Below are 25,314 nucleotides of genomic sequence, written 5' to 3' on the forward strand. Positions count from 1 at the left end.
GCAGACCGCGGCTTGTACAGCTGATTTCGGCGAAAATTGCTTATTTTTACTTCTTAAGAAGCTGTTAAGAAGCCTATGGTTAACTGGGTTCAACAAAACGAAACACATCATGGAAAAGAGGTGACAAAATGAAAAAGCACGCTGCAATTTTAGCCGTCGTTATGCTGGCATCTGCCCCGGTTTTGGCTGCACAGCAAGGCGGTTTTACCGACCCTAATGCCCCGGCGGCGCAGAGCCAGACGAAACAGGGCGGCTTCAGCGCCGACCACACCAGCGTGGTGACCGTGAAGCAGGCTGAAGATATGCGCGACGAAAGCTGGATCACCGTTCGCGGTAAGCTGGAAAAGCAGATCGGCGATGAAGATTATCTGTTCCGCGATCAGACCGGCACCATGAAAGTCGAAATCGACCACAAGCACTGGAACGGCCAGACTATCTCGCCTCAGGATACCGTTGAGCTGACCGGTGAGCTGGATAAAGATTTCAACAGCATCGAAATGGACGTTAAGCAGGTCAGAAAACTGCCTTAATCGCCGCGATCGGGACCGCTTCGGCGGTCCTTTTTTTTGCCCCGCTATCTGCCCTAATTCAAATTTCCCTCCGCGTGAGCGAAACGTTTCGATAACGATCACAAATTTCACTCTCCCCGATTGAGTTGCTGGCGGCTTTTCATACACTCCTGTCAGCGAAACGTTTCGCTGTGGAGTGAAAAGATGAAAAAAGGTCGCTTGTTAAACGCTGAACTCTCTCATGTGATTGCCCGCCTGGGACACACGGATACGCTGACGATTGCCGATGCCGGTTTGCCGATTCCGGCAGGACCGCAACGCATTGACTTAGCACTGACGCCGGGTACGCCCGATTTTATGCAGGTGGTCAATGCCGTCACGCTTGAGATGCAGGTAGAAAGCGCCCTGATCGCGGAGGAGATTAAGCAGCACAATCCGCCGCTCCATAGCGCACTGCTCGCCGTGCTCGAAGCCTTGCAACAGCACCAGGGGAATTGCATCACCATCAGCTACACCAGCCATGAACAATTCAAACAACAGACGCAGCGCAGTCAGGCGGTCATTCGCAGCGGAGAGTGTTCTCCGTTTGCGAATGTCATCCTGAGCGCCGGCGTCACCTTCTGAGGCCGCTATGCAACCTTTACTGCAGCTTAACGGCATTGAAAAATCGTTCCCTGGGGTGAAAGCCCTCAAGGGTGCCTCACTGAATGTCCAGGCAGGACGCGTGATGGCGCTGGTCGGTGAAAACGGTGCCGGTAAATCCACCATGATGAAAGTGCTGACCGGGATCTATCAGTTTGATGCCGGTTCGCTGCACTGGCTCGGCAAAGAGACCCGGTTCAATGGCCCTAAAGCCTCACAGGAAGCGGGCATCGGCATTATCCATCAGGAACTGAATCTGATCCCCCAGTTAACCGTGGCGGAGAATATTTTCCTCGGTCGTGAATTTGTTAACCGTTTTGGCCGCATCCAGTGGGCGCGCATGTATGCCGAAGCGGATGCCTTGCTGAAGCGGTTAAATCTACGCTTCAACAGCCACAAGCTGGTGGGCGATCTGTCGATTGGCGATCAGCAAATGGTCGAAATTGCCAAAGTTCTGAGCTTTGAGTCGCAGGTGATCATCATGGATGAGCCGACCGATGCGCTGACGGATACCGAAACGCTGTCGCTGTTTCGGGTAATCAATGAACTGAAGGCGCAGGGCTGCGGCATCGTCTACATCTCGCATCGCATGAAAGAGATCTTTGAGATCTGCGATGACGTCACGGTGTTTCGTGACGGCCAGTTTATTGCGGAGCGTCCGGTCAGCGAACTGACCGAAGAGAGCCTGATCGAAATGATGGTCGGCCGCAAACTGGAAGATCAATATCCGCATCTCGATCAGACTCCGGGCGAAGTGCGGCTGAAAGTCGACAACGTCAGCGGTCCCGGCGTGCATAACGTCAGTTTCAGCCTGCGCAAAGGAGAGATTCTGGGCATCTCCGGACTGATGGGCGCGGGCCGCACTGAACTGATGAAAGTGCTCTATGGCGCGTTGCCGCGTCATCAGGGCAGCCTGTGGCTCAGCGGTCGCGAAGTGGTGACGCGTTCGCCACAGGACGGGCTGGCGAACGGCATCGTTTATATCTCTGAAGATCGTAAGCGTGACGGCCTGGTTCTGGGTATGTCGGTGAAAGAGAACATGTCGCTGACCGCGCTGCGCTATTTCAGTCACGGCGGCGGCACGCTGAAGCACGCGGCTGAGCAGCTGGCGGTAGGCGACTTTATCCGGCTGTTCAACGTCAAAACGCCCTCTATGTCGCAGCCGATCGGCCTGCTTTCCGGCGGCAATCAGCAGAAAGTGGCGATTGCCCGCGGCCTGATGACCCGTCCCAACGTGCTGATTCTTGATGAGCCAACCCGTGGCGTTGATGTCGGTGCCAAAAAAGAGATTTATCAGCTGATTAACCAGTTCAAAGCCGAAGGGCTGAGCATCATCCTGGTCTCTTCTGAGATGCCGGAAGTGTTAGGCATGAGCGATCGCATCCTGGTGATGCATGAAGGCCGTTTAAGCGGCGAATTTACCCGTGAAGAAGCCACGCAGGAGAGCCTGATGGCCGCCGCCGTAGGCAAGCAACACAGCGAGGATTTAGTGGTATGACGACCCAAACTTTACCTGCCAGCCGTCGCTGGTTTAGCAAAAGCTGGTTACTGGAACAAAAGTCGCTGATTGCGCTGGTGGTGTTAATCGCCGTGGTGGCGAGTCAGAGCCCGAACTTCTTTACCGTGGCCAACCTGTTCAACATTCTGCAGCAGACCTCGGTGAACGCCATTATGGCGGTCGGCATGACGCTGGTGATTCTGACCTCCGGCATCGATCTCTCGGTGGGTTCACTGCTGGCGCTGACCGGTGCTGTCGGGGCCTCGCTGGTCGGGATGGAAGTGAATGCGCTGGTGGCAGTAGCGGCTTCGCTGGCGCTGGGGGCCGCGATTGGTGCGCTGACCGGCACCATTGTGGCGCGCGGTAAGGTGCAGGCATTTATTGCCACGCTGGTGATGATGCTGCTGCTGCGTGGCGTCACCATGGTCTACACCGACGGCAGTCCAATCAGTACCGGCTTTAATGCCAACGCCGATCTGCTGGGCTGGTTTGGTATCGGGCGTCCGCTGGGTATTCCTGCTCCGGTCTGGCTGATGGCGCTGGTGTTTATCGCCGCCTGGTACATGCTGCATCACACCCGTCTTGGCCGCTATATCTACGCGCTGGGCGGCAATGAGGCCGCAACCCGCCTCTCCGGTATTAATGTTAATCGCGTCAAGGTCATCGTCTATTCGCTGAGCGGTATGCTGGCCGCGCTGGCGGGCACCATTGAGGTGGCGCGTCTCTCCTCGGCGCAGCCCACGGCCGGTACCGGCTACGAGCTGGATGCCATTGCCGCCGTGGTGCTGGGTGGTACCAGTCTGGCGGGCGGTAAAGGACGAATTGTCGGCACCCTGATTGGTGCACTGATCCTCGGCTTCCTGAATAACGGCCTGAACCTGATGGGCGTCTCTTCGTACTACCAGATGATCGTTAAAGCGGTGGTAATCCTGCTGGCGGTGCTGGTGGATAATAAAAGCAGTAAATAACTCTGACCTATACACAGGATGAAATGATGAAAAAGTTAACCGCACTGGCCATGATCCTTGGCGCTACGCTCAGTACCAGCGCTATGGCAAAAGAGACCATCGCGCTGGTGGTATCGACCCTGAATAACCCGTTCTTTGTTTCCCTGAAAGAGGGTGCACAAAAAGAAGCCGATAAACTGGGTTACAACCTGGTGGTGCTGGATTCGCAGAATAACCCGGCGAAAGAGCTGGCAAACGTGCAGGATCTGACGGTACGCGGCACCAAACTGCTTCTGATCAACCCAACCGATTCTGATGCGGTCGGCAACGCAGTGAAGATGGCCAATCAGGCAAATATCCCGGTTATCACCCTGGACCGTATGGCAGCGCAGGGTACCGTGGTCAGCCACGTCGCTTCTGATAACCGTTTCGGCGGTAAAATGGCCGGTGACTACATCGCGAAGAAAGTGGGCGAAAGCGCCAAAATTATTGAGCTGCAAGGCATTGCCGGAACCTCGGCCGCGCGTGAGCGTGGCGAAGGCTTCAAACAGGCTGCGGATGCGCACAAGTTCCAGATCCTCGCCAGCCAGCCGGCTGACTTTGACCGTACTAAAGGCCTGAACGTGATGCAGAACCTGCTGCAGGCGCATCCGGATGTGCAGGCGGTGTTTGCTCAGAACGATGAAATGGCGCTGGGTGCACTGCGTGCACTGCAGACTGCCGGTAAAACCGATGTGATCGTGGTGGGGTTTGACGGTACCGCTGATGGCGTGAAAGCGGTAGAAGGTGGCAAACTGTCTGCGACCGTGGCACAGATGCCAGACAAAATTGGCATGATTGGCGTTGATACCGCTGATAAAGTGCTGAAGGGTGAAAAAGTGAAGGCGATCAACCCGGTCGACCTGAAGCTGGTCACTCAATAAAACAAAGAAAAGCAGGGCACTGCGCCACCCTCCCGGTGGCGCACTTATTCCGGACTCCCCTAATGAGCAAAAACGCAAAACTGGCCGTTCTTGGCAGCATTAACGCTGACCACATCCTTAATCTGGCACACTTTCCTCGTCCCGGTGAAACGGTGATCGGGCAGAACTATCAGATTGCGTTTGGTGGTAAAGGTGCCAATCAGGCCGTGGCCGCCGGTCGCGCTGGTGCCGATATCGCATTTATCGCCTGTGTGGGTGCTGATGACATTGGCGAACGTATTCGCCAGCAGCTGGCACAGGACAATATAGATACCTCGCCGGTAGAAGTGGTGGCGGGCGAGTCGACCGGGGTGGCGATGATTTTCGTCAACGGTGACGGTGAGAACAACATCGGCATCTATTCCGGCGCAAACGCCGCGCTGACACCAGACTGTGTGGCGCGCCATCAACAGGTGATTGCCGATGCCGACGCACTGCTGATGCAACTGGAGTCACCGCTGGAAAGCGTGCTGGCGGCAGCGCGTTTCGCCAGAGAGCAGCAGACCCAGGTGATTCTTAATCCGGCACCGGCGACCCGGCTTTCCGATGAGTTGCTGGCGCTGATCGATATCATTACCCCGAATGAAACTGAAGCGGAGATCCTGACCGGCATCGCCGTTCACAACGATCAGGATGCGGCCCGGGCGGCGGCGGCGCTGCATGACAAAGGCATTGGTACCGTACTGATTACGCTGGGCCGGCGCGGCGTCTGGCTGAGTGAACAGGGCCAGGGTCAGCGTATTCCGGGCTTTAGCGTCAACGCTATCGATACCATCGCGGCGGGCGATACGTTTAACGGCGCCTTTATTACCGCGCGACTGGAACAGAAAGCGATGCAGGAGGCGGTACGCTTTGCCCATGCCGCTGCGGCTATTGCCGTAACCCGATCCGGCGCACAGCCCTCCGTGCCGTGGCGTGCCGAGATCGACGACTTTTTGCAGCAGCAGGGTTAAGCGCTTGGCCACCATGAAAGATGTCGCCCGCCTGGCGGGCGTCTCCACCTCAACTGTCTCGCACGTTATCAACAATAACCGATTTGTCAGCGAGAGCGTGCGGGCAAAAGTGGATCAGGCTATTCAGAGTCTGAACTATGCCCCCTCGGCGCTGGCGCGCAGCCTGAAGATCAACCAGACCCATACCATCGGGATGCTGCTGACCACCAGTAGCAACCCCTTTTATGCCGAAGTCGTCCGGGGCGTGGAGGATAGCTGTTACCAGCGCGGCTACAGTCTGATCCTGTGTAATACCGCCGGTGATGAGGAGCGGATGAACCGCAGCCTGGAGACGCTGATGCAAAAGCGCGTCGATGGGCTGTTAATGATGTGTACTGAAAGTCATCTGCCGTCGGCGGATATTCTGAACCGTTATCCTTCTATACCGACCGTGATGATGGACTGGGCACCGTTTGAAGGCGGTGGCGACATCATTCAGGACAATGCGCTGCTGGGCGGAGAGCTGGCAACCCAGCATCTGATCGACAGCGGCTATACCCGCATCGCCTGTATCGCCGGCCCGCAGGACAAAACCACCGCGCGGATGCGCCTCGAAGGGTTTCACAACGCGATGGAGAAAAGCGGTCTTGACGTATTGCCGGGTTACGTGGTGCATGGCGATTTTGAGTTTCAGGGCGGATACAACGGGATGATTGAGCTGCTGGCACTGGAAACGCCACCGCAGGCGGTATTCACCAGTAATGATGCGATGGCGGTCGGGGTTTATCATGCGCTGTATCAGGCGGGTTTACAGATTCCGCAGGACGTTGCTGTGATGGGCTATGACGATATCGAGCTGGCACGCTATCTGTCGCCGCCGCTGAGTACCATCCATCAACCGAAAGATGAACTGGGCGAGCTGGCGATTGATACCTTAATCCATCGCCTGAGCGATCCCGACGCCAGCCAGCAAACGCTGGTGCTGACGCCGGAACTGGTGGCGCGGGGCTCAACTTAAGCCGCCTTCTTCTTTTTCTTCTTATCGCGATTAGTAATCAGATTGCGGCCATCGCCGTTTTTTAACAGCATAAAGGTCAGGGCTGACAGTACCGTCACCACGCCCATGGTCAGGAAGGTCGCGTGGAACTGCGCAACGGTGCCGGTTTCAAACTCCTGATAAAAGCGCAGGACGGCGGCACTGACCGCGACGCCAAAACTGATCGCTAACTGCTGGGTCACGGCCAGCACGCTGTTACCGCCGCTGGCGTTATCATCATTCAAATCAGCCAGCGTAATGGTATTCATGGCGGTGAACTGGGTTGACATCGCCATGCCCAGAATAAACAGCGGAAGCAGTAAGATGATCATGCTCTCAGCAGGTGACTGCAGAGAGAAGCTGGCGATCAGAATGCCGATGATTACCGTGATGCCTACCAGCAGGCGGCGATAGCCTAACCAGCGCAACAGCTGGGTTACCGTCGACTTCGCCAGTATCGATCCCACCGCCGTCGGTGCCATCATGCAACCGGCGATAATCGCCGAATAGCCAAAGCCCACCTGCAACATCAACGGCATCAGGAAGGGCACGCAGCCGGTGCCGAGACGCGACGCGATGTTACCGATGATGCCTACCGAAAAAGTGCGCGTTTTAAACATCGGCAGATTAATCAGCGGAGAAGGGTGACGACGCGCGTGTGCAATATAAAGAAGCAGCAGAACGATTCCGCCGAGCAACACCGCACCCGCCAGCCAGGCTGAAACAATACGCTCACCGAACAGTTCAATCCCGATTGAGATCATCACCAGGCCCAGGCCGAACAGCAGAAAGCCTAAGAAATCGAAGCGGCGCTTGGGTGTGGTGAAGTCCGGCATATATTTGCGCGCATAGAAAATGCCGAGAATGCCGATGGGAATATTAATCAGGAAGATCCAGTGCCAGGTGGCGTAGGTCACCATCACCCCGCCAAGCAGCGGTCCCAGTATCGGTCCGACTAATCCCGGCATGGTGACAAAGTTGAGCACCGGCAGCAGTTCACTGCGCGGATAAGCGCGTAACAGTGCCAGGCGCGCGACCGGCATCATCATGGCACCGCCGACGCCCTGTATGACGCGCGAAGTGACCAGTACAGAGAGCGTAGGTGACAGCGCGCACGCCAGCGAACCGAGCGTGAAGAGCGATACCGCAGCGATAAACACTTTGCGGGTGCCATAGCGATCGGCGAGCCAGCCGCTGACCGGGATCAGCATTGCGACGGTCAGGGTATAACTGATAACAGCGGATTGCATGGCCAGAGGAGAACGGTCAAGGCTGGTGGCGATAGCGGGCAGGGCGGTGTTAAGAATGGTGGCATCCAGTGCCTGCATGAAAAATGCCATGGCAGCAATCCATGGCAAACCGGCCATGCTGCGCGCGGATTTTATCATTGAGCGTCCTTCTTAGGGTTATCCAGCGAGAAGAATGAAAAAGAATAGCACCGTCAGCGCAGCGCGGCAGGCCTCTTTTTAACGTCTCAAGGGGATTTCTGTGCGTTATTCGGCCATGAAATGGCTGTTTTTAGCCCGTTCGTTTAAAAAAAACGCGCTCGGTAAATTTATTTAAAGAAACACTTGTCAGCTTCTGAGAACTCCCTATAATGCGCCTCCACTGACACGGAACAACGGCTTACCGGCCGCCGGGTTGAGAGGCACAGGAGACTGCGCCGCCGGAGAAAACTTCTCAAAAAGAAGTTGACTCTGAAGGAGGAAAGCGTAATATACGCCACCTCGCGACAGACGGTTAACCCGCTGCTCGCACCGCTCTTTAACAATTTATCAGACAATCTGTGTGGGCACTCGCAGGATTGATATCAGCGTCTCCGGACGTAAAAAAATATCAAGTCTCACGAGTGAACACATAATGAAATTCATTATGACGTTTTACAGATGAGCACCGCTTAACTTGTTTAAGCAAATCAAACTTAAATTGAAGAGTTTGATCATGGCTCAGATTGAACGCTGGCGGCAGGCCTAACACATGCAAGTCGGACGGTAGCACAGAGGAGCTTGCTCCTTGGGTGACGAGTGGCGGACGGGTGAGTAATGTCTGGGGATCTGCCCGATAGAGGGGGATAACCACTGGAAACGGTGGCTAATACCGCATAACGTCGCAAGACCAAAGAGGGGGACCTTCGGGCCTCTCACTATCGGATGAACCCAGATGGGATTAGCTAGTAGGCGGGGTAATGGCCCACCTAGGCGACGATCCCTAGCTGGTCTGAGAGGATGACCAGCCACACTGGAACTGAGACACGGTCCAGACTCCTACGGGAGGCAGCAGTGGGGAATATTGCACAATGGGCGCAAGCCTGATGCAGCCATGCCGCGTGTATGAAGAAGGCCTTCGGGTTGTAAAGTACTTTCAGCGGGGAGGAAGGCGATGTGGTTAATAACCGCGTCGATTGACGTTACCCGCAGAAGAAGCACCGGCTAACTCCGTGCCAGCAGCCGCGGTAATACGGAGGGTGCAAGCGTTAATCGGAATTACTGGGCGTAAAGCGCACGCAGGCGGTCTGTTAAGTCAGATGTGAAATCCCCGGGCTTAACCTGGGAACTGCATTTGAAACTGGCAGGCTTGAGTCTTGTAGAGGGGGGTAGAATTCCAGGTGTAGCGGTGAAATGCGTAGAGATCTGGAGGAATACCGGTGGCGAAGGCGGCCCCCTGGACAAAGACTGACGCTCAGGTGCGAAAGCGTGGGGAGCAAACAGGATTAGATACCCTGGTAGTCCACGCCGTAAACGATGTCGACTTGGAGGTTGTTCCCTTGAGGAGTGGCTTCCGGAGCTAACGCGTTAAGTCGACCGCCTGGGGAGTACGGCCGCAAGGTTAAAACTCAAATGAATTGACGGGGGCCCGCACAAGCGGTGGAGCATGTGGTTTAATTCGATGCAACGCGAAGAACCTTACCTACTCTTGACATCCAGCGAACTTTCCAGAGATGGATTGGTGCCTTCGGGAACGCTGAGACAGGTGCTGCATGGCTGTCGTCAGCTCGTGTTGTGAAATGTTGGGTTAAGTCCCGCAACGAGCGCAACCCTTATCCTTTGTTGCCAGCGATTCGGTCGGGAACTCAAAGGAGACTGCCGGTGATAAACCGGAGGAAGGTGGGGATGACGTCAAGTCATCATGGCCCTTACGAGTAGGGCTACACACGTGCTACAATGGCGCATACAAAGAGAAGCGACCTCGCGAGAGCAAGCGGACCTCACAAAGTGCGTCGTAGTCCGGATCGGAGTCTGCAACTCGACTCCGTGAAGTCGGAATCGCTAGTAATCGTGGATCAGAATGCCACGGTGAATACGTTCCCGGGCCTTGTACACACCGCCCGTCACACCATGGGAGTGGGTTGCAAAAGAAGTAGGTAGCTTAACCTTCGGGAGGGCGCTTACCACTTTGTGATTCATGACTGGGGTGAAGTCGTAACAAGGTAACCGTAGGGGAACCTGCGGTTGGATCACCTCCTTACCTGAAGATACCTTCCCGCGTAGTGCTCACACAGATTGTCTGATAGAAAAGTAACGAGCAGAAAAAACCTCTACAGGCTTGTAGCTCAGGTGGTTAGAGCGCACCCCTGATAAGGGTGAGGTCGGTGGTTCAAGTCCACTCAGGCCTACCAAATTCGCACTCACGCTGCGTTATGTCTCCGGCTCGCATAGTTCACTATGCTTCGCGGAAACATGCCTTGCCTGAGCACGAATTGCATTTCTTACGGAATGTACTCGGTTGAGTGGTAGTAGTGGTCTCTGCAGTAACTGTATGGGGCTATAGCTCAGCTGGGAGAGCGCCTGCCTTGCACGCAGGAGGTCAGCGGTTCGATCCCGCTTAGCTCCACCATACCGTCTTACTGTTTTTTCTGAAAAAAATACTTCAGAGCGTACCGGCAACGGTGTGCTGCGAAGTATTATGCTCTTTAACAATCCGGAACAAGCTGAAAATTGAAACGACATGTCGTTTTCATTCTCCGTAATAAGAATGAAAAACACGATATGTTCGAGTCTCTCAAATGCTTGCAACACGCAGCGTTGAAAAACGCCTGTGGGTTGTGAGGTTAAGCGACTAAGCGTACACGGTGGATGCCCTGGCAGTCAGAGGCGATGAAGGACGTGCTAATCTGCGTAAAGCGACGGTAAGGTGATATGAACCGCTACAGCCGTCGATGTCCGAATGGGGAAACCCGGTGCACTCAGTGCATCATTGCAGCATGAATACATAGTGCTGCAAGGCGAACCGGGGGAACTGAAACATCTAAGTACCCCGAGGAAAAGAAATCAACCGAGATTCCCCCAGTAGCGGCGAGCGAACGGGGAGCAGCCCAGAGCCTGAATCAGCTTGTGTGTTAGTGGAAGCGTCTGGAAAGTCGCAGGGTACAGGGTGATACTCCCGTACACAAAAACACACATGCTGTGAGCTCGATGAGTAAGGCGGGACACGTGGTATCCTGTCTGAATATGGGGGGACCATCCTCCAAGGCTAAATACTCCTGACTGACCGATAGTGAACCAGTACCGTGAGGGAAAGGCGAAAAGAACCCCGGCGAGGGGAGTGAAACAGAACCTGAAACCGTGTACGTACAAGCAGTGGGAGCCTCTTTATGGGGTGACTGCGTACCTTTTGTATAATGGGTCAGCGACTTATATTCTGTAGCAAGGTTAACCGTATAGGGGAGCCGCAGGGAAACCGAGTCTTAACTGGGCGTTAAGTTGCAGGGTATAGACCCGAAACCCGGTGATCTAGCCATGGGCAGGTTGAAGGTTGGGTAACACTAACTGGAGGACCGAACCGACTAATGTTGAAAAATTAGCGGATGACCTGTGGCTGGGGGTGAAAGGCCAATCAAACCGGGAGATAGCTGGTTCTCCCCGAAAGCTATTTAGGTAGCGCCTCGTGAACTCATCTTCGGGGGTAGAGCACTGTTTCGGCTAGGGGGCCATCCCGGCTTACCAACCCGATGCAAACTGCGAATACCGAAGAATGTTATCACGGGAGACACACGGCGGGTGCTAACGTCCGTCGTGAAGAGGGAAACAACCCAGACCGCCAGCTAAGGTCCCAAAGTCATGGTTAAGTGGGAAACGATGTGGGAAGGCACAGACAGCCAGGATGTTGGCTTAGAAGCAGCCATCATTTAAAGAAAGCGTAATAGCTCACTGGTCGAGTCGGCCTGCGCGGAAGATGTAACGGGGCTAAACCATGCACCGAAGCTGCGGCAGCGACGCTTATGCGTTGTTGGGTAGGGGAGCGTTCTGTAAGCCGTCGAAGGTGTGCTGTGAGGCATGCTGGAGGTATCAGAAGTGCGAATGCTGACATAAGTAACGATAAAGCGGGTGAAAAGCCCGCTCGCCGGAAGACCAAGGGTTCCTGTTCAACGTTAATCGGAGCAGGGTGAGTCGACCCCTAAGGCGAGGCCGAAAGGCGTAGTCGATGGGAAACAGGTTAATATTCCTGTACTTGGTGTTACTGCGAAGGGGGGACGGAGAAGGCTATATCGGCCGGGCGACGGTTGTCCCGGTTTAAGCGTGTAGGTGTGTGTTCCAGGCAAATCCGGTTCACTTTACACTGAGGCGTGACGACGAGGCACTACGGTGCTGAAGTGATAAATGCCCTGCTTCCAGGAAAAGCCTCTAAGCATCAGGTAACACAAAATCGTACCCCAAACCGACACAGGTGGTCAGGTAGAGAATACCAAGGCGCTTGAGAGAACTCGGGTGAAGGAACTAGGCAAAATGGTGCCGTAACTTCGGGAGAAGGCACGCTGGCGCGTAGGTGGAGGGACTCGCTCCCCGAGCCGAAGCCAGTCGAAGATACCAGCTGGCTGCAACTGTTTATTAAAAACACAGCACTGTGCAAACACGAAAGTGGACGTATACGGTGTGACGCCTGCCCGGTGCCGGAAGGTTAATTGATGGGGTTATCCGCAAGGAGAAGCTCTTGATCGAAGCCCCGGTAAACGGCGGCCGTAACTATAACGGTCCTAAGGTAGCGAAATTCCTTGTCGGGTAAGTTCCGACCTGCACGAATGGCGTAATGATGGCCAGGCTGTCTCCACCCGAGACTCAGTGAAATTGAACTCGCTGTGAAGATGCAGTGTACCCGCGGCAAGACGGAAAGACCCCGTGAACCTTTACTACAGCTTGACACTGAACATTGAGCCTTGATGTGTAGGATAGGTGGGAGGCTTTGAAGCGCAGACGCCAGTCTGCGTGGAGCCAACCTTGAAATACCACCCTTTAATGTTTGATGTTCTAACGTGGCCCCGTGATCCGGGGTGCGGACAGTGTCTGGTGGGTAGTTTGACTGGGGCGGTCTCCTCCTAAAGCGTAACGGAGGAGCACGAAGGTCAGCTAATCACGGTCGGACATCGTGAGGTTAGTGCAATGGCATAAGCTGGCTTGACTGCGAGAGTGACGGCTCGAGCAGGTGCGAAAGCAGGTCATAGTGATCCGGTGGTTCTGAATGGAAGGGCCATCGCTCAACGGATAAAAGGTACTCCGGGGATAACAGGCTGATACCGCCCAAGAGTTCATATCGACGGCGGTGTTTGGCACCTCGATGTCGGCTCATCACATCCTGGGGCTGAAGTAGGTCCCAAGGGTACGGCTGTTCGCCGTTTAAAGTGGTACGCGAGCTGGGTTTAGAACGTCGTGAGACAGTTCGGTCCCTATCTGCCGTGGGCGCTGGAGAATTGAGGGGGGTTGCTCCTAGTACGAGAGGACCGGAGTGAACGCACCACTGGTGTTCGGGTTGTCATGCCAATGGCATTGCCCGGTAGCTAAGTGCGGAAAAGATAAGTGCTGAAAGCATCTAAGCACGAAACTTGCCCCGAGATGAGTTCTCCCTGACTCCTTGAGAGTCCTGAAGGGACGTTGAAGACGACGACGTTGATAGGCCGGGTGTGTAAGCGCAGCGATGCGTTGAGCTAACCGGTACTAATGACCCGTGAGGCTTAACCTTACAACGCCAGAGGCGTTTTTAAGAGACACGATTTTCAGCTTGTTTTCCGGATAATTATTTGCGGAAACGAAAGATTTTGCGGCGTGACAGGGCGCAGAGCGATGACGTCAGCGGGAGCATACGGAAGTATGTGACCGGTGCGGCTGAGCGATGGCAACGCGGTCCCGGCGGAAAAGGTTCGTTTCGTGCACAAAGAATTTGCCTGGCGGCTGTAGCGCGGTGGTCCCACCTGACCCCATGCCGAACTCAGAAGTGAAACGCCGTAGCGCCGATGGTAGTGTGGGGTCTCCCCATGCGAGAGTAGGGAACTGCCAGGCATTATATCAGTGAAGAAGCCCCGCACAGCAGTGCGGGGCTTTTTTACGTCTGAAGATCGCTGAAAGCCTGTCAAAACATGGCATCAGCGGGCTTTCAGCCAGTCTGCAATGAACGTTGCAATCGCCACTGGCTGGTTTAAATCCAGCACCGGCATCGATAATCTAAGCGCCCGATCGCTGGCGACCGCAATGACCTGCTCATCCAGCAGATCCTCTACGCCCCCTTTGATACCGGCGCGCCACAACACAATTTTTGGTACTGCCTCGTTTTTGAATCCTTCCACCAATACCAGATCCAGTAATGAGTGATCCATTCTGCTCACCAGATAGGAAAGGTCGATGGGCTCTTCATCGGGTGTTTCACACATCAGTGCCCAACGCTGAGAACTGGCCACGATGACCTGATTGGCTCCCGCTTTTCTGAGCAGATAACTGTCCTTGCCAGGCGTATCTACATCCATCTGATGATGCGTATGTTTGATCAATCCACTGCGAATCCCATGACTGCTGAGAATCGGTATAACTTTCTGTAAGAGCGTGGTTTTTCCGGTACCGCTCCAGCCGACCACACCAAGTAACGGTAGCGACATATTAAAATCTCTCATCCAGATCATCCGGAGTATTAATGTTGTGAAAGGCGGATTCGTCATCCGCTAACAGCACCCCATGCCCGCCCTGATCGCGCAGAAACTGCATCAGACGCCGCTCACCCGCCTGCAGGTATTGATAGAGTGGTGCAGCAACGTCGCGGTGGATCAGCGCCAGCGTCGGATGATCGCGCTCCTGTGAGCGTACCCATACGGCGGATGCATCGTCCCGTTGTTGCACCAGCTGCTCAACAAAGTTAAGCGGGATAGCGGGCGTGTCACAGGAACTGAACACCGCCCACTCTCCTTCAATCGCGCGTAACGCACTGTAGATCCCCGCCAGCGGACCAGGAAAATCGTCATGTTCATCCTGCACAACCCGACATCCGCTTAACTGATAACGATCAATATTACGATTCGCGTTAATTATGACAATGTCGACTTGTGGCCGTAGCCGTTCGAGGACATGCTGATACAACGGCTTGCCATTCAGTGGCACTAATCCTTTGTCCTGACCACCCATACGGCGGCCCTGACCTCCGGCCAGAATGACGCCGGTTAACTTTGTCATGGCATTGTCCTCGCTAATGACGTACTGAAAAACAGGAGTAAGTGATATGAAATGCCATCGTCTGAATGAGTTGATTGAATTGCTGCAACCCGCCTGGCAAAAAGAACCCGATCTTAACCTCATTGCATTTTTACAGAAACTGGCAGAGGAAGCGGGTTTCCGTGGCCCATTAAGTGAATTAACCGACGATGTATTGATTTACCATCTCAAAATGCGTGATGCGGCCAGCCACGACGAAATACCTGGCCTGAAAAAAGATCACGAGATCGATTTCAAAACGGCGTTGCTGCGCGCACGGGGTGTCATTAAAGATGACGAGTAGTGTTATCCTTATCCGCTAAATACACGGGTAACTACAGGTAACATGATGAGCGACGCTGCGTTTAACTTTCAGACCCTGAATCCCGATGTGCTGCTGGATGCGCTTTGGGAAACAGGAATACGCGTCGAATCAGGCCTGACAGCACTGAATAGCTATGAGAACCGGGTCTATCAATTCAGTGATGATGACAAACGCCGTTACGTCGCTAAATTTTACCGTCCGCAACGCTGGCATGCAGAACAGATTGTTGAAGAGCATCAGTACGCGCTTGATCTGCTGGCTGACGAAGTGCCTATCGCCGCACCGCTGGTTTTACAGGGCAACACATTGCAGAGCCATGCCGGCTTCTATTTTGCGGTGTTTCCCAGCCTCGGCGGGCGCCAGTATGAAACGGATAACGAAGATCAGATGGAGTGGGTTGGACGCTTTCTCGGGCGGATCCATCAGACCGGCCGTAAAGCGCTGTTCAGCCAGCGTCCCACTATCGGGCTGGATGAATACCTCCATCAGCCGCGTGAGGTGCTGGAGCAGTGTCTGTTAGTTCCTGCCTCATTGAAAGGAGCACTGCTTCAGGCTGTCGATAAGCTGGGTAACACCTTACAGCAGCGCTGGCATACTGCGTGGCAGCCGCTACGATTACACGGAGATTGTCATCCGGGTAATATTCTGTGGCGCGACGGACCTCTGTTTGTTGATCTGGATGATGCCCGCAATGGCCCGGCAGTGCAGGATCTCTGGATGCTGATCAGCGGTGATCGGCAGGAGCAGCGCATTCAGTGGGATATCCTGCTGGAGGCGTACGGTGAATTTAGTGATTTTGATATTAATGAATTGTCACTGATTGAACCTTTACGCGCGATGCGCATGGTTTATTATCTGGCCTGGGTGGTCCGGCGCTGGCAGGATCCCGCTTTTCCGCGCGCCTTCCCCTGGATGACAGATGAAGATTTCTGGCGCCGGCAGATTTCGCTTTTTACCGAGCAGGAGAAGCTGTTGCAGGAACCTCCTTTGCAGCTGACCCCGCAATTTTAATGAAGTAGTCAGGAGAGTTTTTCACGATGAAAAAGATTTGGTTTGCACTGATCGGTTTAGTGCTGGCGTTCAGCGCGTCTGCTGCACAATTCACCGAGGGGAAACAATTTGTCAGCCTGCAGAAGCCGGTTGCAGGCGAACCTCAGGTGTTGGAGTTTTTCTCCTTCTTCTGCCCGCACTGCTATCAGTTCGAACGTATTTATCACGTCAATGATGCGGTGAAAAAGAACCTGCCTGCTGAGACTAAGATGGTGAAATACCACGTTGATTTCCTTGGTGGTGACTTAGGTCCGGTCGTCACTCAGGCATGGGCAGTTGCCATGGCGTTAGGTGTGGAAGATAAAGTCACCGCACCACTCTTTGACGGGATTCAGAAAACCCAGACCATTACCGATCCTGCCAGTCTGAAACAGACCTTTATCACCGCGGCTGGCATCTCAGCAGCGGATTACGATGCAGCCTGGAACAGCTTTGCCGTGAAAGCACTGGTCGCTCAGCAGCAGAAAGCGGCGGCTGATGTCGATCTGCGTGGCGTGCCAGCGATTTTCGTTAATGGTAAATACATGATCAATAACGGCGGTCTGGATACCAGCTCTATGGATAATTTCGTTGCCGATTACGCCAACGTCGTGAAATTCCTGGTCAGCCAGAAGTAACCCGCGGCCTGACCCCTCAACGCCAGCGCTGCTGGCGTTTTTTTTGCTCCTCGATCGGCGACAGCATTTTTATCCATCGCCTGGGCATAAATTTAATATCCACACAAGGGATCGCGCTATTAAAAATAGCGATCGGGTCACAGAAATTAGCTAACCTCATGAAAAACAATGGATTAAATCAGGTGTGATTTAGTTAAACGCCTAAAAAACAGCGCCTTATAATTTTTACGCACAAAGTTATCCACAGAACGATCGTTGCGATCTTCTGCTCAAAAGCGTTAAAAACTCCGGACGCAGCTCGCCTTATTTCACCATTCTTGCCAGGTTGTGGCATCCTTATAGACCAATCCATGGCAACGAAGAATAGACAGACTTATGGCGCAAATAGCAGAAAATCCCCTGATTCTGGTTGATGGCTCATCCTATCTTTACCGCGCGTATCACGCGTTCCCGCCGCTGACCAATAGTGCAGGTGAACCCACAGGCGCCATGTATGGCGTGCTTAATATGCTGAAAAGCCTGCTGGTGCAATATAGCCCAAGTCACGTTGCTGTGGTGTTTGATGCCAAAGGCAAAACGTTCAGGGACGAGCTGTTTGAGCATTACAAATCGCATCGGCCGCCAATGCCAGACGACCTGCGCGCGCAAATCGAACCGCTGCATGAAATGGTACGCGCCATGGGATTACCGCTGCTGGCTGTCAGCGGCGTTGAGGCGGATGATGTTATTGGTACGCTGGCGCTTGAGGCCGAGAAAAAAGGCCGCGCAGTGCTGATCAGCACCGGTGATAAAGATATGGCGCAGCTGGTGACGCCGGGCATCACCCTGATTAATACCATGACCAACACCATTCTGGGACCGGAAGAGGTTGAGCAGAAATATGGTGTACCACCCGCTTTGATTATCGATTTCCTCGCCATGATGGGTGACAGCTCGGATAACATCCCTGGCGTTCCCGGCGTCGGGGAAAAAACGGCGCAGGCACTGTTACAGGGGCTGGGCGGGATGCGCTCTATTTACGACAATCTGGACAAAGTCGCCGAACTGTCGTTCCGCGGTGCCAAAACCATGGCAGCCAAACTTGAACAGAACCGTGATGTCGCGTTTCTCTCGTATCAGCTGGCGACCATTAAAACCGACGTTGAACTGGAATTACCCTGTGAAGAACTGACGGTCACTGAACCGGATGTTGCGGCATTACAGACGCTGTTCAGCCGTTATGAGTTCAAACGCTGGCTGAATGATCTGCAGGATGGCAAATGGCTTCAGGGCAAAAAGAGCAGCCCTCAGGCGCAAAAAGGGCTGTCTGATGAGCCGGTGGATGTGGTTGAGGCCAGCAGTGTGCTCTCGGCCGATGGCTATGTCACTATCCTGGATCAGGCGACTTTTGATAGCTGGCTGGAGAAACTGAAGCACAGCGAGGTGTTCGCTTTTGATCTGGAAACCGATTCGCTGGATACCCTGAGTGCCAGTATTGTCGGTATCGGCTTTGCGGTGGCGCCAGGTGAAGCTGCCTATCTGCCGGTAGCACATGATTATCTCGATGCGCCAGAGCAACTCGATCGCACCGCCGTGCTGGCACAGCTCAAACCGCTGCTGGAAGATGCCAGCGCCTGGAAGGTTGGCCAGAACCTCAAATACGATCGCGGCGTACTGAAGAACTACGACATTGAACTGGCAGGTATCAAATTCGACACCATGCTGGAGTCCTACATTCTTAACAGCGTCGTGGGCAAACATGATATGGATAGCCTGTCGGCGCGCTGGCTGAACCATAAAACCGTCACTTTCCAGGAAATCGCCGGCAAAGGCAAAAACCAGCTCACCTTCAATCAAATCGCCCTGGAACAGGCGGCGCATTATGCGGCTGAAGACGCCGACGTGACCTTACAGCTGCATCTGAAGATGTGGCCGGAGCTGGAGAAAGAAGCGGGCCCGAAAAAAGTCTTTGAGCAAATTGAGATGCCGCTACTGACGGTGATTTCGCGTATTGAGCGTAATGGCGTATTGATTGATCAATCTATTCTGGCGCAGCATTCGAAAGAACTCACCGCCCGTCTGGCTGAACTGGAGCTGAAAGCGCATGAACTGGCGGGCGAGCCGTTCAACCTCTCTTCGACCAAGCAGTTACAGGTTATTCTGTTTGAAAAGCAGGGCATCAAACCGACCAAAAAAACCCCTGGCGGGGCACCGTCAACCAGTGAAGAGGTGTTAGCTGAGCTGGCACTGGACTATCCGTTGCCTAAAGTGATTCTGGAACATCGCGGATTGTCCAAACTGAAGTCGACCTATACCGATAAATTACCGCTGATGATTAATCCGGTAAGTGGCCGGGTCCATACCTCTTATCATCAGGCGGTTACCGCGACCGGACGCTTATCCTCGACCGATCCTAACCTGCAGAACATTCCGGTACGCAACGACGAAGGTCGCCGTATCCGCCAGGCTTTCATCGCAGCCAAAGGTCATCGCATCGTCGCGGCTGACTATTCGCAAATCGAACTGCGCATCATGGCGCATCTCTCGCAGGATAAAGGATTGCTGGATGCGTTCGCTCAGGGTGAAGATATCCACCGGGCAACCGCAGCTGAAGTCTTTGGCGTCGCGCTGGATAAGGTTAGTGGAGAACAGCGCCGCAGCGCCAAAGCGATCAACTTTGGTCTGATCTATGGGATGAGCGCATTTGGTCTGTCACGGCAGTTAAACATCGGTGCCGGCGAAGCGAAAAAGTATATGGATCTCTACTTTGAACGTTATCCTGGCGTACTGAGCTACATGGAAAATACCCGTCAGCTGGCAGCCAACAAAGGCTATGTCGAAACGCTGGAAGGACGTCGGCTGTGGTTGCCGGATATCAAATCCAGCAACGCAATACGGCGTAAAGCGGCGGAACGTGCGGCGATCAATGCGCCAATGCAGGGAACGGCGGCTGACATTATTAAGCGTGCCATGATTGCGGTCGATGGCTGGTTAGAGCAGGAAAAAGAGAGCGGCGTCCGGATGATTATGCAGGTTCATGATGAACTGGTATTTGAGGTCAGATCGGATGCGGTTGAGTCTGCCAGTAAAAAAATCCAGGCATTGATGGAAGGCAGCGTTCAGCTTGACGTACCGTTGCGGGTTGAAATCGGCGTCGGCGATAACTGGGATGAAGCCCACTAACCGGTCAATATCGGCTGGCACGGCGGCGTGGGTGCCAGCCTGAACTGAGGCATAAGTAAATCGTTTACTTAATCGCTTCAGCTGGCGCTCTGGCCGTCTGAGCCGTACGGGGAAGAGTAACTACTTATCGGCTAAGCACTTTTTACGTCATTAAACTACATCACAACGCTATTTTTGTGACGCGCACGGTAAAAAAAGGCCGGATTGATGTAAGTAAGCAACAAAAAAGCCTTTGTGGCTCAGAAAAAATCAGGTAAAGTTCGAGGCGTAGGGTACAGAGGTAAGATGTTCTATCTTTCAGACCTTTTACTTCACGTAATCGGATTTGGCTGAATTTAGCCGCCCCAGTCATTCTGTGACTGGGGCGTTTTTTATTGGGCTTTTGCTGAACCTAACGGGCGGGCTGATGCGAGGGGCTTACTCTTCCCCATCCTGATCGTCGCGTGCAGGCTCCAGGTTACTGAACCAGCCATCCAGCTTCTGACGGACTTTATCCACGCCAATCTTCTTCAGCGACGAAAAGAGCTCGACCTGCACATCCCCCATAAAGGCCAGTGAGGCTTCACGCACCATCGTCAGTTGCGCTTTACGGGCACCCGATGCGAGCTTGTCTGCTTTGGTCAGCAGCAGCAGTACCGGGATGCTGCTTTCCACAGCCCATTGAATCATCTGCTGATCCAGGTCTTTAAGCGGATGGCGAATATCCATCAACACCACCAGACCCTTCAGCGCCTGCCGTTTTTGCAGATACTCACCTAATGCACGTTGCCATTTCAGCTTCATCTCTTCCGGGACTTCGGCATAGCCGTAACCGGGCAGGTCGACCAGGCGCTTACCTTCTGTCACTTCAAACAGGTTAATCAACTGGGTGCGGCCAGGCGTTTTACTGGTACGCGCCAGGCTTTTCTGGTTGGTTAAGGTATTCAGTGCGCTGGATTTACCGGCGTTAGAGCGGCCAGCAAAGGCGACTTCGATACCGGTATCGGCAGGAAGATGGCGGATATCCGGCGCGCTCAGGACAAAATGGGTTACGTGATAATTCAATTCAGACAAAGTGACACTCCAGAAAACGCATTAAGGCAATGGCGCCGATTATACGCGTTATGGCGCGAAAGTGCTCAACCGCTTGGCGACGGCGGCTTTTGTAAGAGATTTGCCATAGAGGTTGCCCGTTATGTCGTTTTTTACTTTAATTACTAAAAATAAAAAACAATATTATTCATTAGGTTATAAATAAGTGGTCTTTTTTTGCAGCAACTAATCTTGCCGCTGACTTGAGGCTTTTACCAGTTGGTCTACATTAGTGTGCAGTGCATGGCAGCACCCATCAGGATGATGCGCTCAGGGATGTCAGGAAGGCAAAGAGCGAGGGAGTGGAAATGGTCAGGGATGTGGACCAGACAGGGATAAGGAAAAGCTCAGGGGAGATGAGCAGGCGCAGGATTGACCGGGATGTTGTGAGCCGAAAAGGATTTAAAACATGATTCCTTCTTATGAAGGTATGAAATAAGGCGACAGCTTGAGCTGTCGCCTTTTTTCTTTGGCTACTTTCTGCTAGATTTCGCCGCAATTCTATACTGAATAAAAAAGCCGGGACTGAACACTATGAAGCAACCTGCACGAGCTGCGCACGGCAAACCTGCCGTCAAAGCCAAACGTAAATCGCGTGACGATATTAATAACGAAGCTCGCGATCGCAAACGTGATAAAAAGCACCGCGGCCATGCGTCAGGCAGCCGTGCAAATCCGGCCGCAACGGACAACAACGGCGGACGCCAGGCCAGCCAGGCTAAAGATCCCCGCATCGGCAGCAAAAAACCGGTCGCGCTGATTGCGGATGGGAAAACTACGGCCGCCCCAGTGAAGAAAAGCGTGGCGAAACCGGCAGCAGAGAAAAAAGTACGTCTGACGCCGGAAGAAGAGCTGGCGAAGCTGGAAAATGACGAACGCCTGGATGCGCTGCTGGATCGGCTGGAAAATGGCGAAACCCTTTCGGCGGAAGATCAGGGCTGGCTGGACGCCGCACTCGATCGTATCGACGAACTGATGGAGCAGTTAGGCATCGCCATGGATGACGGCGATGACGAGCAGGCGGAAGAAGATATGTACCGTCTGCTGAAAGGCAACTAAGCCAATTTGATCGGCATGCGTTTTTCGCATGCCGCGCTTCTCAGGTAAACAACAATGTTTTGGCCTGGATCAATTTTCGCGCTGCTGGCGACATGTTATCTGCTGTGGTTATTGTTTAAACTACGTCGCCTGTCGCGCCTGAAGCAACGTTTACGTCGGGTTTCTTCTGCCCGCTCACCTTTCATCCCTTCTTCATCGCGACCTTCTCTTAGACGACGTCACCGGAAGGAGTGAGCATGCCATCGCTGCAGATTGATTGGGACCAGGCGCTGATTGAAAAATACAATTATGCCGGCCCGCGTTATACCTCCTATCCCACTGCGCTGGAGTTTAGCGAGCAATATGGTGAGGCCGATTTCCAGCGTGCGGTAGCGCGCTATCCGGAGCGCCCACTCTCGCTTTATGTTCATATTCCGTTCTGTCATCGTCTTTGTTACTTCTGTGGCTGCAATAAAATAGTGACGCGTCAGCGCCATAAAGCCGATCGCTACCTGGATGTACTGGAGCAGGAGATCATTCAGCGCGCGCCGCTGTTCCGCCAGCGTCAGGTGAGCCAGCTGCACTGGGGCGGCGGCACACCGACCTTTCTTGATAAGTCACAGATTAGCCGGCTGGTGGCACTGCTGAAGCAGCATTTTACGGTGGCAGACGATGCCGAAATGTCGATCGAGGTTGATCCGCGTGAAATTGAGCTGGATGTGATCGATCATCTGCGCGCGCTGGGGTTTAATCGCCTGAGCATGGGCGTGCAGGACTTTAACAAAGCGGTACAGCAGCGGGTCAATCGGGTACAGGATGAAGCGGTCATCTTTGGTCTGATGGCGCGGGCGCGTGAACAGGGTTTCAGCTCAACCAGCATCGATCTGATCTACGGTTTGCCGCTACAAACGCCGGAAAGCTTTGCCTATACGCTGCAGCGGGTGCTGGCGCTTAATCCCGACCGGCTGAGCGTGTTCAACTATGCCCATCTGCCCGCACTGTTCGCCGCCCAGCGAAAAATCAAAGATGATGAACTGCCGTCGGCGCAGCAAAAGCTCGATATCCTGCAGCAGACCATCGCTACCCTGACGCAGCAGGGCTACCAGTTTATCGGGATGGATCATTTTGCGAAGCCACAGGATGAGCTGGCCATTGCGCAGCGCGAAGGGCAACTGCATCGTAACTTCCAGGGCTACACCACGCAGGGCGACAGCGATTTACTCGGCCTTGGCGTCTCCGCCATTAGCATGATTGGGGACAGCTACGCGCAGAACCAGAAAGTGCTCAATACGTGGTACAGCAGCGTGGAGCAGCAGGGCAATGGCCTGTGGCGCGGTGTGGCGTTAACTGACGATGATTGCCTGCGTCGTGAGGTTATTAAGAGCCTGATCTGCAACTTCTCGCTCGATTTTGCGGCGATTGAAAATCAGTGGGGCATTCGCTTTGGCGACTACTTTGCCGAAGACCTGGCGCTGCTGAAACCGTTAATCGCGGATGGGCTGGTGGAGCAAACGACGACGGGCTTGCAGGTGACGGGGGTGGGGCGCTTGCTGATCCGCAATATCTGTATGTGTTTTGATCGCTACCTGCGTCAGAAAGCGCGTCAGCAGCAATTCTCCCGGGTGATCTGAACAGACGGGCTGAGTCTCCCCAGCCCGTCTCAGCAACCTTATTCCATGCCCAGCTCTTTCAGCTTGCGCGTCAGCGTGTTGCGTCCCCAACCCAGTAACCGGGCGGCTTCCTGTTTATGCCCCTGCGTATGGCGCAGGGCGGTAGTCAGCAAGGTGCGCTCCATCTCTGGCTGTGCTTCTGACAACAGATTCTGATGACCGGAACGCAGCGCGCGATCGGCCCACTGCGCCAGCAGCGTGGCCCAGCTGTCCGGCAGCGACTGCACCGGATTTTCCGGCGTACTGGATTCAAACAGTTCGGCCGGCAGATCCTGAATCAAGACTTCCTGACCGGCCGCCATCACCGTCAGCCAGCGACAGGTATTCTCCAGCTGACGCACGTTACCAGACCAGTGCAGACGGGTAAGCGCCGCTTCGGTTTCCGGATGCAGGATTTTCGCCTCTACGCCCAGCTCACGGGCGGCTACCTGCAGGAAGTAACGCGCCAGCCGTGGAATATCCTCACGGCGCTCACGCAGCGGTGGCAGATGCACACGAATGACATTCAGGCGGTGAAACAGATCCTCACGGAACTTGCCTTCCTGCACCCGCAGTTCCAGATTCTGGTGGGTTGCAGCGATGATACGCACGTCGACTTTGACCGGCGCATAACCGCCGACACGATAAAACTGACCATCGGCCAGCACGCGTAACAGACGGGTCTGCACGTCGAGCGGCATATCGCCAATCTCATCTAAAAACAGTGTGCCGCCGTCAGCCTGCTCAAAACGGCCCTGACGAATCTGGTTAGCGCCGGTAAATGCCCCTTTTTCATGGCCGAACAGCTCAGACTCAATCAAATCTTTCGGGATAGCCGCCATGTTCAGCGCGATAAAGGGAGCTTTAGTACGGGGGCTGTGGCGGTGCAGCGCATGAGCCACCAGCTCTTTACCGGTACCGGATTCGCCGTTGATCAGCACGCTGATTGAGGATCGCGACAGGCGGCCAATGATGCGGAACACATCCTGCATCGCTGGCGCTTCACCAATGATATCAGTGGTGGGTCCGCTGACCGGCTGATTACGTGGCTGCTGCTGCTCCTGGTAGTGACTGATGGCGCGCTCAACCAGCGCAACCGCTTCGTCAATATCGAAGGGCTTAGGCAGGTAATCAAAGGCTCCTTGCTGGTAGGCGCTGACCGCCGCATCCAGATCGGAGTGGGCCGTCATTATGATGACCGGGAGCATCGGGTGGCGCTGTTTAATCTGCTTCAGCAGCGCCAGGCCATCCATGCCGGGCATGCGAATATCTGATAATAAAACGTCCGGGGTTTTGGTCGAGAGTGCGTCCAGCACCTCTTTAGCGCTGTCAAAGGTGGCGCAGCTTAAACCGGCTCCAGTGAGCGCGCGTTCAAGCACCCAGCGGATGGAGCTATCGTCATCGACGATCCAGACTATCCCTCGTTGCATAG

18 protein-coding genes, 2 tRNA genes and 3 rRNA genes are annotated in these 25,314 nt (G+C 54.2%); 18 read left to right on the top strand and 5 right to left on the bottom strand.

All coding sequences use genetic code 11. The annotated features are described in order from the left end of the window. Nucleotides 1–128: 128 nt before the first annotated feature. The 7 genes from LZU96_RS00505 (at nucleotide 129) to rbsR (ending at nucleotide 6,508) form a co-directional block, all read left to right on the top strand. A complete protein-coding gene (locus tag LZU96_RS00505; RefSeq protein WP_233985803.1) occupies nucleotides 129–530 on the top strand; it encodes a YgiW/YdeI family stress tolerance OB fold protein in 402 nt (133 codons plus the stop codon). Between the two features lie 183 nt (nucleotides 531–713). After that, nucleotides 714–1,133 carry a D-ribose pyranase gene (gene rbsD / locus LZU96_RS00510; protein ID WP_233985804.1) on the top strand — a complete coding sequence of 140 codons (420 nt, stop codon included), beginning with the start codon at nucleotides 714–716 and terminating at the stop codon, nucleotides 1,131–1,133. Between the two features lie 7 nt (nucleotides 1,134–1,140). Next, nucleotides 1,141–2,649, top strand: a complete 1,509-nt coding sequence (rbsA, locus tag LZU96_RS00515; RefSeq protein WP_233985805.1) for a ribose ABC transporter ATP-binding protein RbsA — start codon at nucleotides 1,141–1,143, stop codon at nucleotides 2,647–2,649. Beyond that, nucleotides 2,646–3,617, top strand: a complete 972-nt coding sequence (gene rbsC / locus LZU96_RS00520; protein ID WP_233985806.1) for a ribose ABC transporter permease — start codon at nucleotides 2,646–2,648, stop codon at nucleotides 3,615–3,617. The genes rbsA and rbsC overlap by 4 nt, the downstream gene beginning before the upstream one ends. A gap of 26 nt (nucleotides 3,618–3,643) precedes the next feature. After that, the gene (gene rbsB, locus LZU96_RS00525; RefSeq protein WP_233988242.1) at nucleotides 3,644–4,519 is read left to right on the top strand and encodes a ribose ABC transporter substrate-binding protein RbsB; all 876 of its coding nucleotides are present in this window, start codon (nucleotides 3,644–3,646) and stop codon (nucleotides 4,517–4,519) included. A gap of 62 nt (nucleotides 4,520–4,581) precedes the next feature. Further along, entirely contained in the window at nucleotides 4,582–5,511 is a 930-nt protein-coding gene (gene rbsK / locus LZU96_RS00530; protein WP_233985807.1) for a ribokinase, read from the top strand. A 13-nt stretch (nucleotides 5,512–5,524) separates the two neighbouring features. Then, entirely contained in the window at nucleotides 5,525–6,508 is a 984-nt protein-coding gene (rbsR, locus tag LZU96_RS00535) for a ribose operon transcriptional repressor RbsR (RefSeq protein ID WP_233988243.1), read from the top strand. Here rbsR and mdtD read toward each other — a convergent pair. Continuing rightward, nucleotides 6,505–7,914, bottom strand: coding sequence for a multidrug transporter subunit MdtD (mdtD, locus tag LZU96_RS00540; RefSeq protein ID WP_233985808.1), 1,410 nt, complete (start codon nucleotides 7,912–7,914; stop codon nucleotides 6,505–6,507). The two genes, rbsR and mdtD, sit on opposite strands and share 4 nt — an antisense overlap. A 535-nt stretch (nucleotides 7,915–8,449) precedes the next feature. On the opposite strand from mdtD, the gene LZU96_RS00545 reads away from it, so the two are divergent. From LZU96_RS00545 to rrf, 5 genes are all read left to right on the top strand, one after another. Continuing rightward, a 16S ribosomal RNA gene (locus LZU96_RS00545) occupies nucleotides 8,450–9,991 on the top strand. A 74-nt stretch (nucleotides 9,992–10,065) separates the two neighbouring features. After that, nucleotides 10,066–10,142: transfer RNA gene (locus tag LZU96_RS00550), tRNA-Ile, on the top strand. 142 nt (nucleotides 10,143–10,284) lie between these two features. Continuing rightward, nucleotides 10,285–10,360 (top strand) — tRNA-Ala (locus LZU96_RS00555). A 212-nt stretch (nucleotides 10,361–10,572) separates the two neighbouring features. Further along, nucleotides 10,573–13,477: ribosomal RNA gene (locus LZU96_RS00560) — 23S ribosomal RNA — on the top strand. Between the two features lie 201 nt (nucleotides 13,478–13,678). Continuing rightward, a 5S ribosomal RNA gene (gene rrf, locus LZU96_RS00565) occupies nucleotides 13,679–13,794 on the top strand. The 16S, 23S and 5S rRNA genes sit together here with 2 tRNA genes alongside, the layout of an rRNA operon. Nucleotides 13,795–13,877: 83 nt before the next feature. Here the strand turns inward: rrf and mobB are convergent. Then, nucleotides 13,878–14,384 (bottom strand): molybdopterin-guanine dinucleotide biosynthesis protein MobB, encoded by a 507-nt coding sequence (gene mobB, locus LZU96_RS00570; RefSeq protein WP_233988108.1) that lies wholly within the window; start codon nucleotides 14,382–14,384, stop codon nucleotides 13,878–13,880. A gap of 1 nt (nucleotide 14,385) precedes the next feature. Continuing rightward, the gene (gene mobA, locus LZU96_RS00575) at nucleotides 14,386–14,952 is read right to left on the bottom strand and encodes a molybdenum cofactor guanylyltransferase MobA (protein ID WP_233985809.1); all 567 of its coding nucleotides are present in this window, start codon (nucleotides 14,950–14,952) and stop codon (nucleotides 14,386–14,388) included. 46 nt (nucleotides 14,953–14,998) lie between these two features. Between mobA and LZU96_RS00580 the strand changes: the two genes are divergently transcribed. The 4 genes from LZU96_RS00580 to polA all read left to right on the top strand — a co-directional run bounded on the left by LZU96_RS00580 (nucleotide 14,999) and on the right by polA (nucleotide 20,124). Next, nucleotides 14,999–15,274: a YihD family protein gene (locus LZU96_RS00580; RefSeq protein ID WP_233985810.1), complete on the top strand. Its 276-nt coding sequence runs from the start codon at nucleotides 14,999–15,001 to the stop codon at nucleotides 15,272–15,274. A gap of 45 nt (nucleotides 15,275–15,319) precedes the next feature. Next, nucleotides 15,320–16,306 carry a serine/threonine protein kinase gene (locus LZU96_RS00585; protein WP_233988109.1) on the top strand — a complete coding sequence of 329 codons (987 nt, stop codon included), beginning with the start codon at nucleotides 15,320–15,322 and terminating at the stop codon, nucleotides 16,304–16,306. Nucleotides 16,307–16,332: 26 nt separating this feature from the next. Further along, nucleotides 16,333–16,962, top strand: a complete 630-nt coding sequence (gene dsbA, locus LZU96_RS00590) for a thiol:disulfide interchange protein DsbA (RefSeq protein ID WP_233985811.1) — start codon at nucleotides 16,333–16,335, stop codon at nucleotides 16,960–16,962. Nucleotides 16,963–17,337: 375 nt separating this feature from the next. Further along, entirely contained in the window at nucleotides 17,338–20,124 is a 2,787-nt protein-coding gene (gene polA, locus LZU96_RS00595; RefSeq protein ID WP_233985812.1) for a DNA polymerase I, read from the top strand. A 417-nt stretch (nucleotides 20,125–20,541) separates the two neighbouring features. On the opposite strand, the gene yihA is transcribed toward polA, so the two are convergent. Beyond that, on the bottom strand, nucleotides 20,542–21,177 hold the full coding sequence (yihA, locus tag LZU96_RS00600; protein WP_233985813.1) for a ribosome biogenesis GTP-binding protein YihA/YsxC: 636 nt from the start codon (nucleotides 21,175–21,177) through the stop codon (nucleotides 20,542–20,544). A 552-nt stretch (nucleotides 21,178–21,729) separates the two neighbouring features. Between yihA and yihI the strand changes: the two genes are divergently transcribed. Both yihI and hemN read left to right on the top strand, forming a co-directional pair. Continuing rightward, entirely contained in the window at nucleotides 21,730–22,254 is a 525-nt protein-coding gene (gene yihI / locus LZU96_RS00605) for a Der GTPase-activating protein YihI (RefSeq protein WP_233985814.1), read from the top strand. A 236-nt stretch (nucleotides 22,255–22,490) separates the two neighbouring features. Next, nucleotides 22,491–23,864, top strand: a complete 1,374-nt coding sequence (hemN, locus tag LZU96_RS00610) for an oxygen-independent coproporphyrinogen III oxidase (protein WP_233985815.1) — start codon at nucleotides 22,491–22,493, stop codon at nucleotides 23,862–23,864. A gap of 38 nt (nucleotides 23,865–23,902) precedes the next feature. On the opposite strand, the gene glnG is transcribed toward hemN, so the two are convergent. Continuing rightward, complete coding sequence (gene glnG, locus LZU96_RS00615; RefSeq protein ID WP_031377264.1) at nucleotides 23,903–25,312, bottom strand: nitrogen regulation protein NR(I); 1,410 nt, start codon at nucleotides 25,310–25,312, stop codon at nucleotides 23,903–23,905. Nucleotides 25,313–25,314: the final 2 nt, after the last annotated feature.

Source organism: Pantoea agglomerans (assembly GCF_021397715.1).
In the GTDB taxonomy this organism is placed as follows: Bacteria; Pseudomonadota; Gammaproteobacteria; order Enterobacterales; family Enterobacteriaceae; genus Pantoea; species Pantoea astica.

What these genes read in the sequence shown, in the direction of transcription:
- LZU96_RS00505 (WP_233985803.1), top strand. Translation starts at nt 129, where the DNA reads ATGAAAAAGCACGCTGCAATTTTAGCCGTCGTTATGCTGGCATCTGCC.
- rbsD (WP_233985804.1), top strand. Translation starts at nt 714, where the DNA reads ATGAAAAAAGGTCGCTTGTTAAACGCTGAACTCTCTCATGTGATTGCC.
- rbsA (WP_233985805.1), top strand. Translation starts at nt 1,141, where the DNA reads ATGCAACCTTTACTGCAGCTTAACGGCATTGAAAAATCGTTCCCTGGG.
- rbsC (WP_233985806.1), top strand. Translation starts at nt 2,646, where the DNA reads ATGACGACCCAAACTTTACCTGCCAGCCGTCGCTGGTTTAGCAAAAGC.
- rbsB (WP_233988242.1), top strand. Translation starts at nt 3,644, where the DNA reads ATGAAAAAGTTAACCGCACTGGCCATGATCCTTGGCGCTACGCTCAGT.
- rbsK (WP_233985807.1), top strand. Translation starts at nt 4,582, where the DNA reads ATGAGCAAAAACGCAAAACTGGCCGTTCTTGGCAGCATTAACGCTGAC.
- rbsR (WP_233988243.1), top strand. Translation starts at nt 5,525, where the DNA reads ATGAAAGATGTCGCCCGCCTGGCGGGCGTCTCCACCTCAACTGTCTCG.
- mdtD (WP_233985808.1), bottom strand. Translation starts at nt 7,914, where the DNA reads ATGATAAAATCCGCGCGCAGCATGGCCGGTTTGCCATGGATTGCTGCC.
- mobB (WP_233988108.1), bottom strand. Translation starts at nt 14,384, where the DNA reads ATGTCGCTACCGTTACTTGGTGTGGTCGGCTGGAGCGGTACCGGAAAA.
- mobA (WP_233985809.1), bottom strand. Translation starts at nt 14,952, where the DNA reads ATGACAAAGTTAACCGGCGTCATTCTGGCCGGAGGTCAGGGCCGCCGT.
- LZU96_RS00580 (WP_233985810.1), top strand. Translation starts at nt 14,999, where the DNA reads ATGAAATGCCATCGTCTGAATGAGTTGATTGAATTGCTGCAACCCGCC.
- LZU96_RS00585 (WP_233988109.1), top strand. Translation starts at nt 15,320, where the DNA reads ATGAGCGACGCTGCGTTTAACTTTCAGACCCTGAATCCCGATGTGCTG.
- dsbA (WP_233985811.1), top strand. Translation starts at nt 16,333, where the DNA reads ATGAAAAAGATTTGGTTTGCACTGATCGGTTTAGTGCTGGCGTTCAGC.
- polA (WP_233985812.1), top strand. Translation starts at nt 17,338, where the DNA reads ATGGCGCAAATAGCAGAAAATCCCCTGATTCTGGTTGATGGCTCATCC.
- yihI (WP_233985814.1), top strand. Translation starts at nt 21,730, where the DNA reads ATGAAGCAACCTGCACGAGCTGCGCACGGCAAACCTGCCGTCAAAGCC.
- hemN (WP_233985815.1), top strand. Translation starts at nt 22,491, where the DNA reads ATGCCATCGCTGCAGATTGATTGGGACCAGGCGCTGATTGAAAAATAC.
- glnG (WP_031377264.1), bottom strand. Translation starts at nt 25,312, where the DNA reads ATGCAACGAGGGATAGTCTGGATCGTCGATGACGATAGCTCCATCCGC.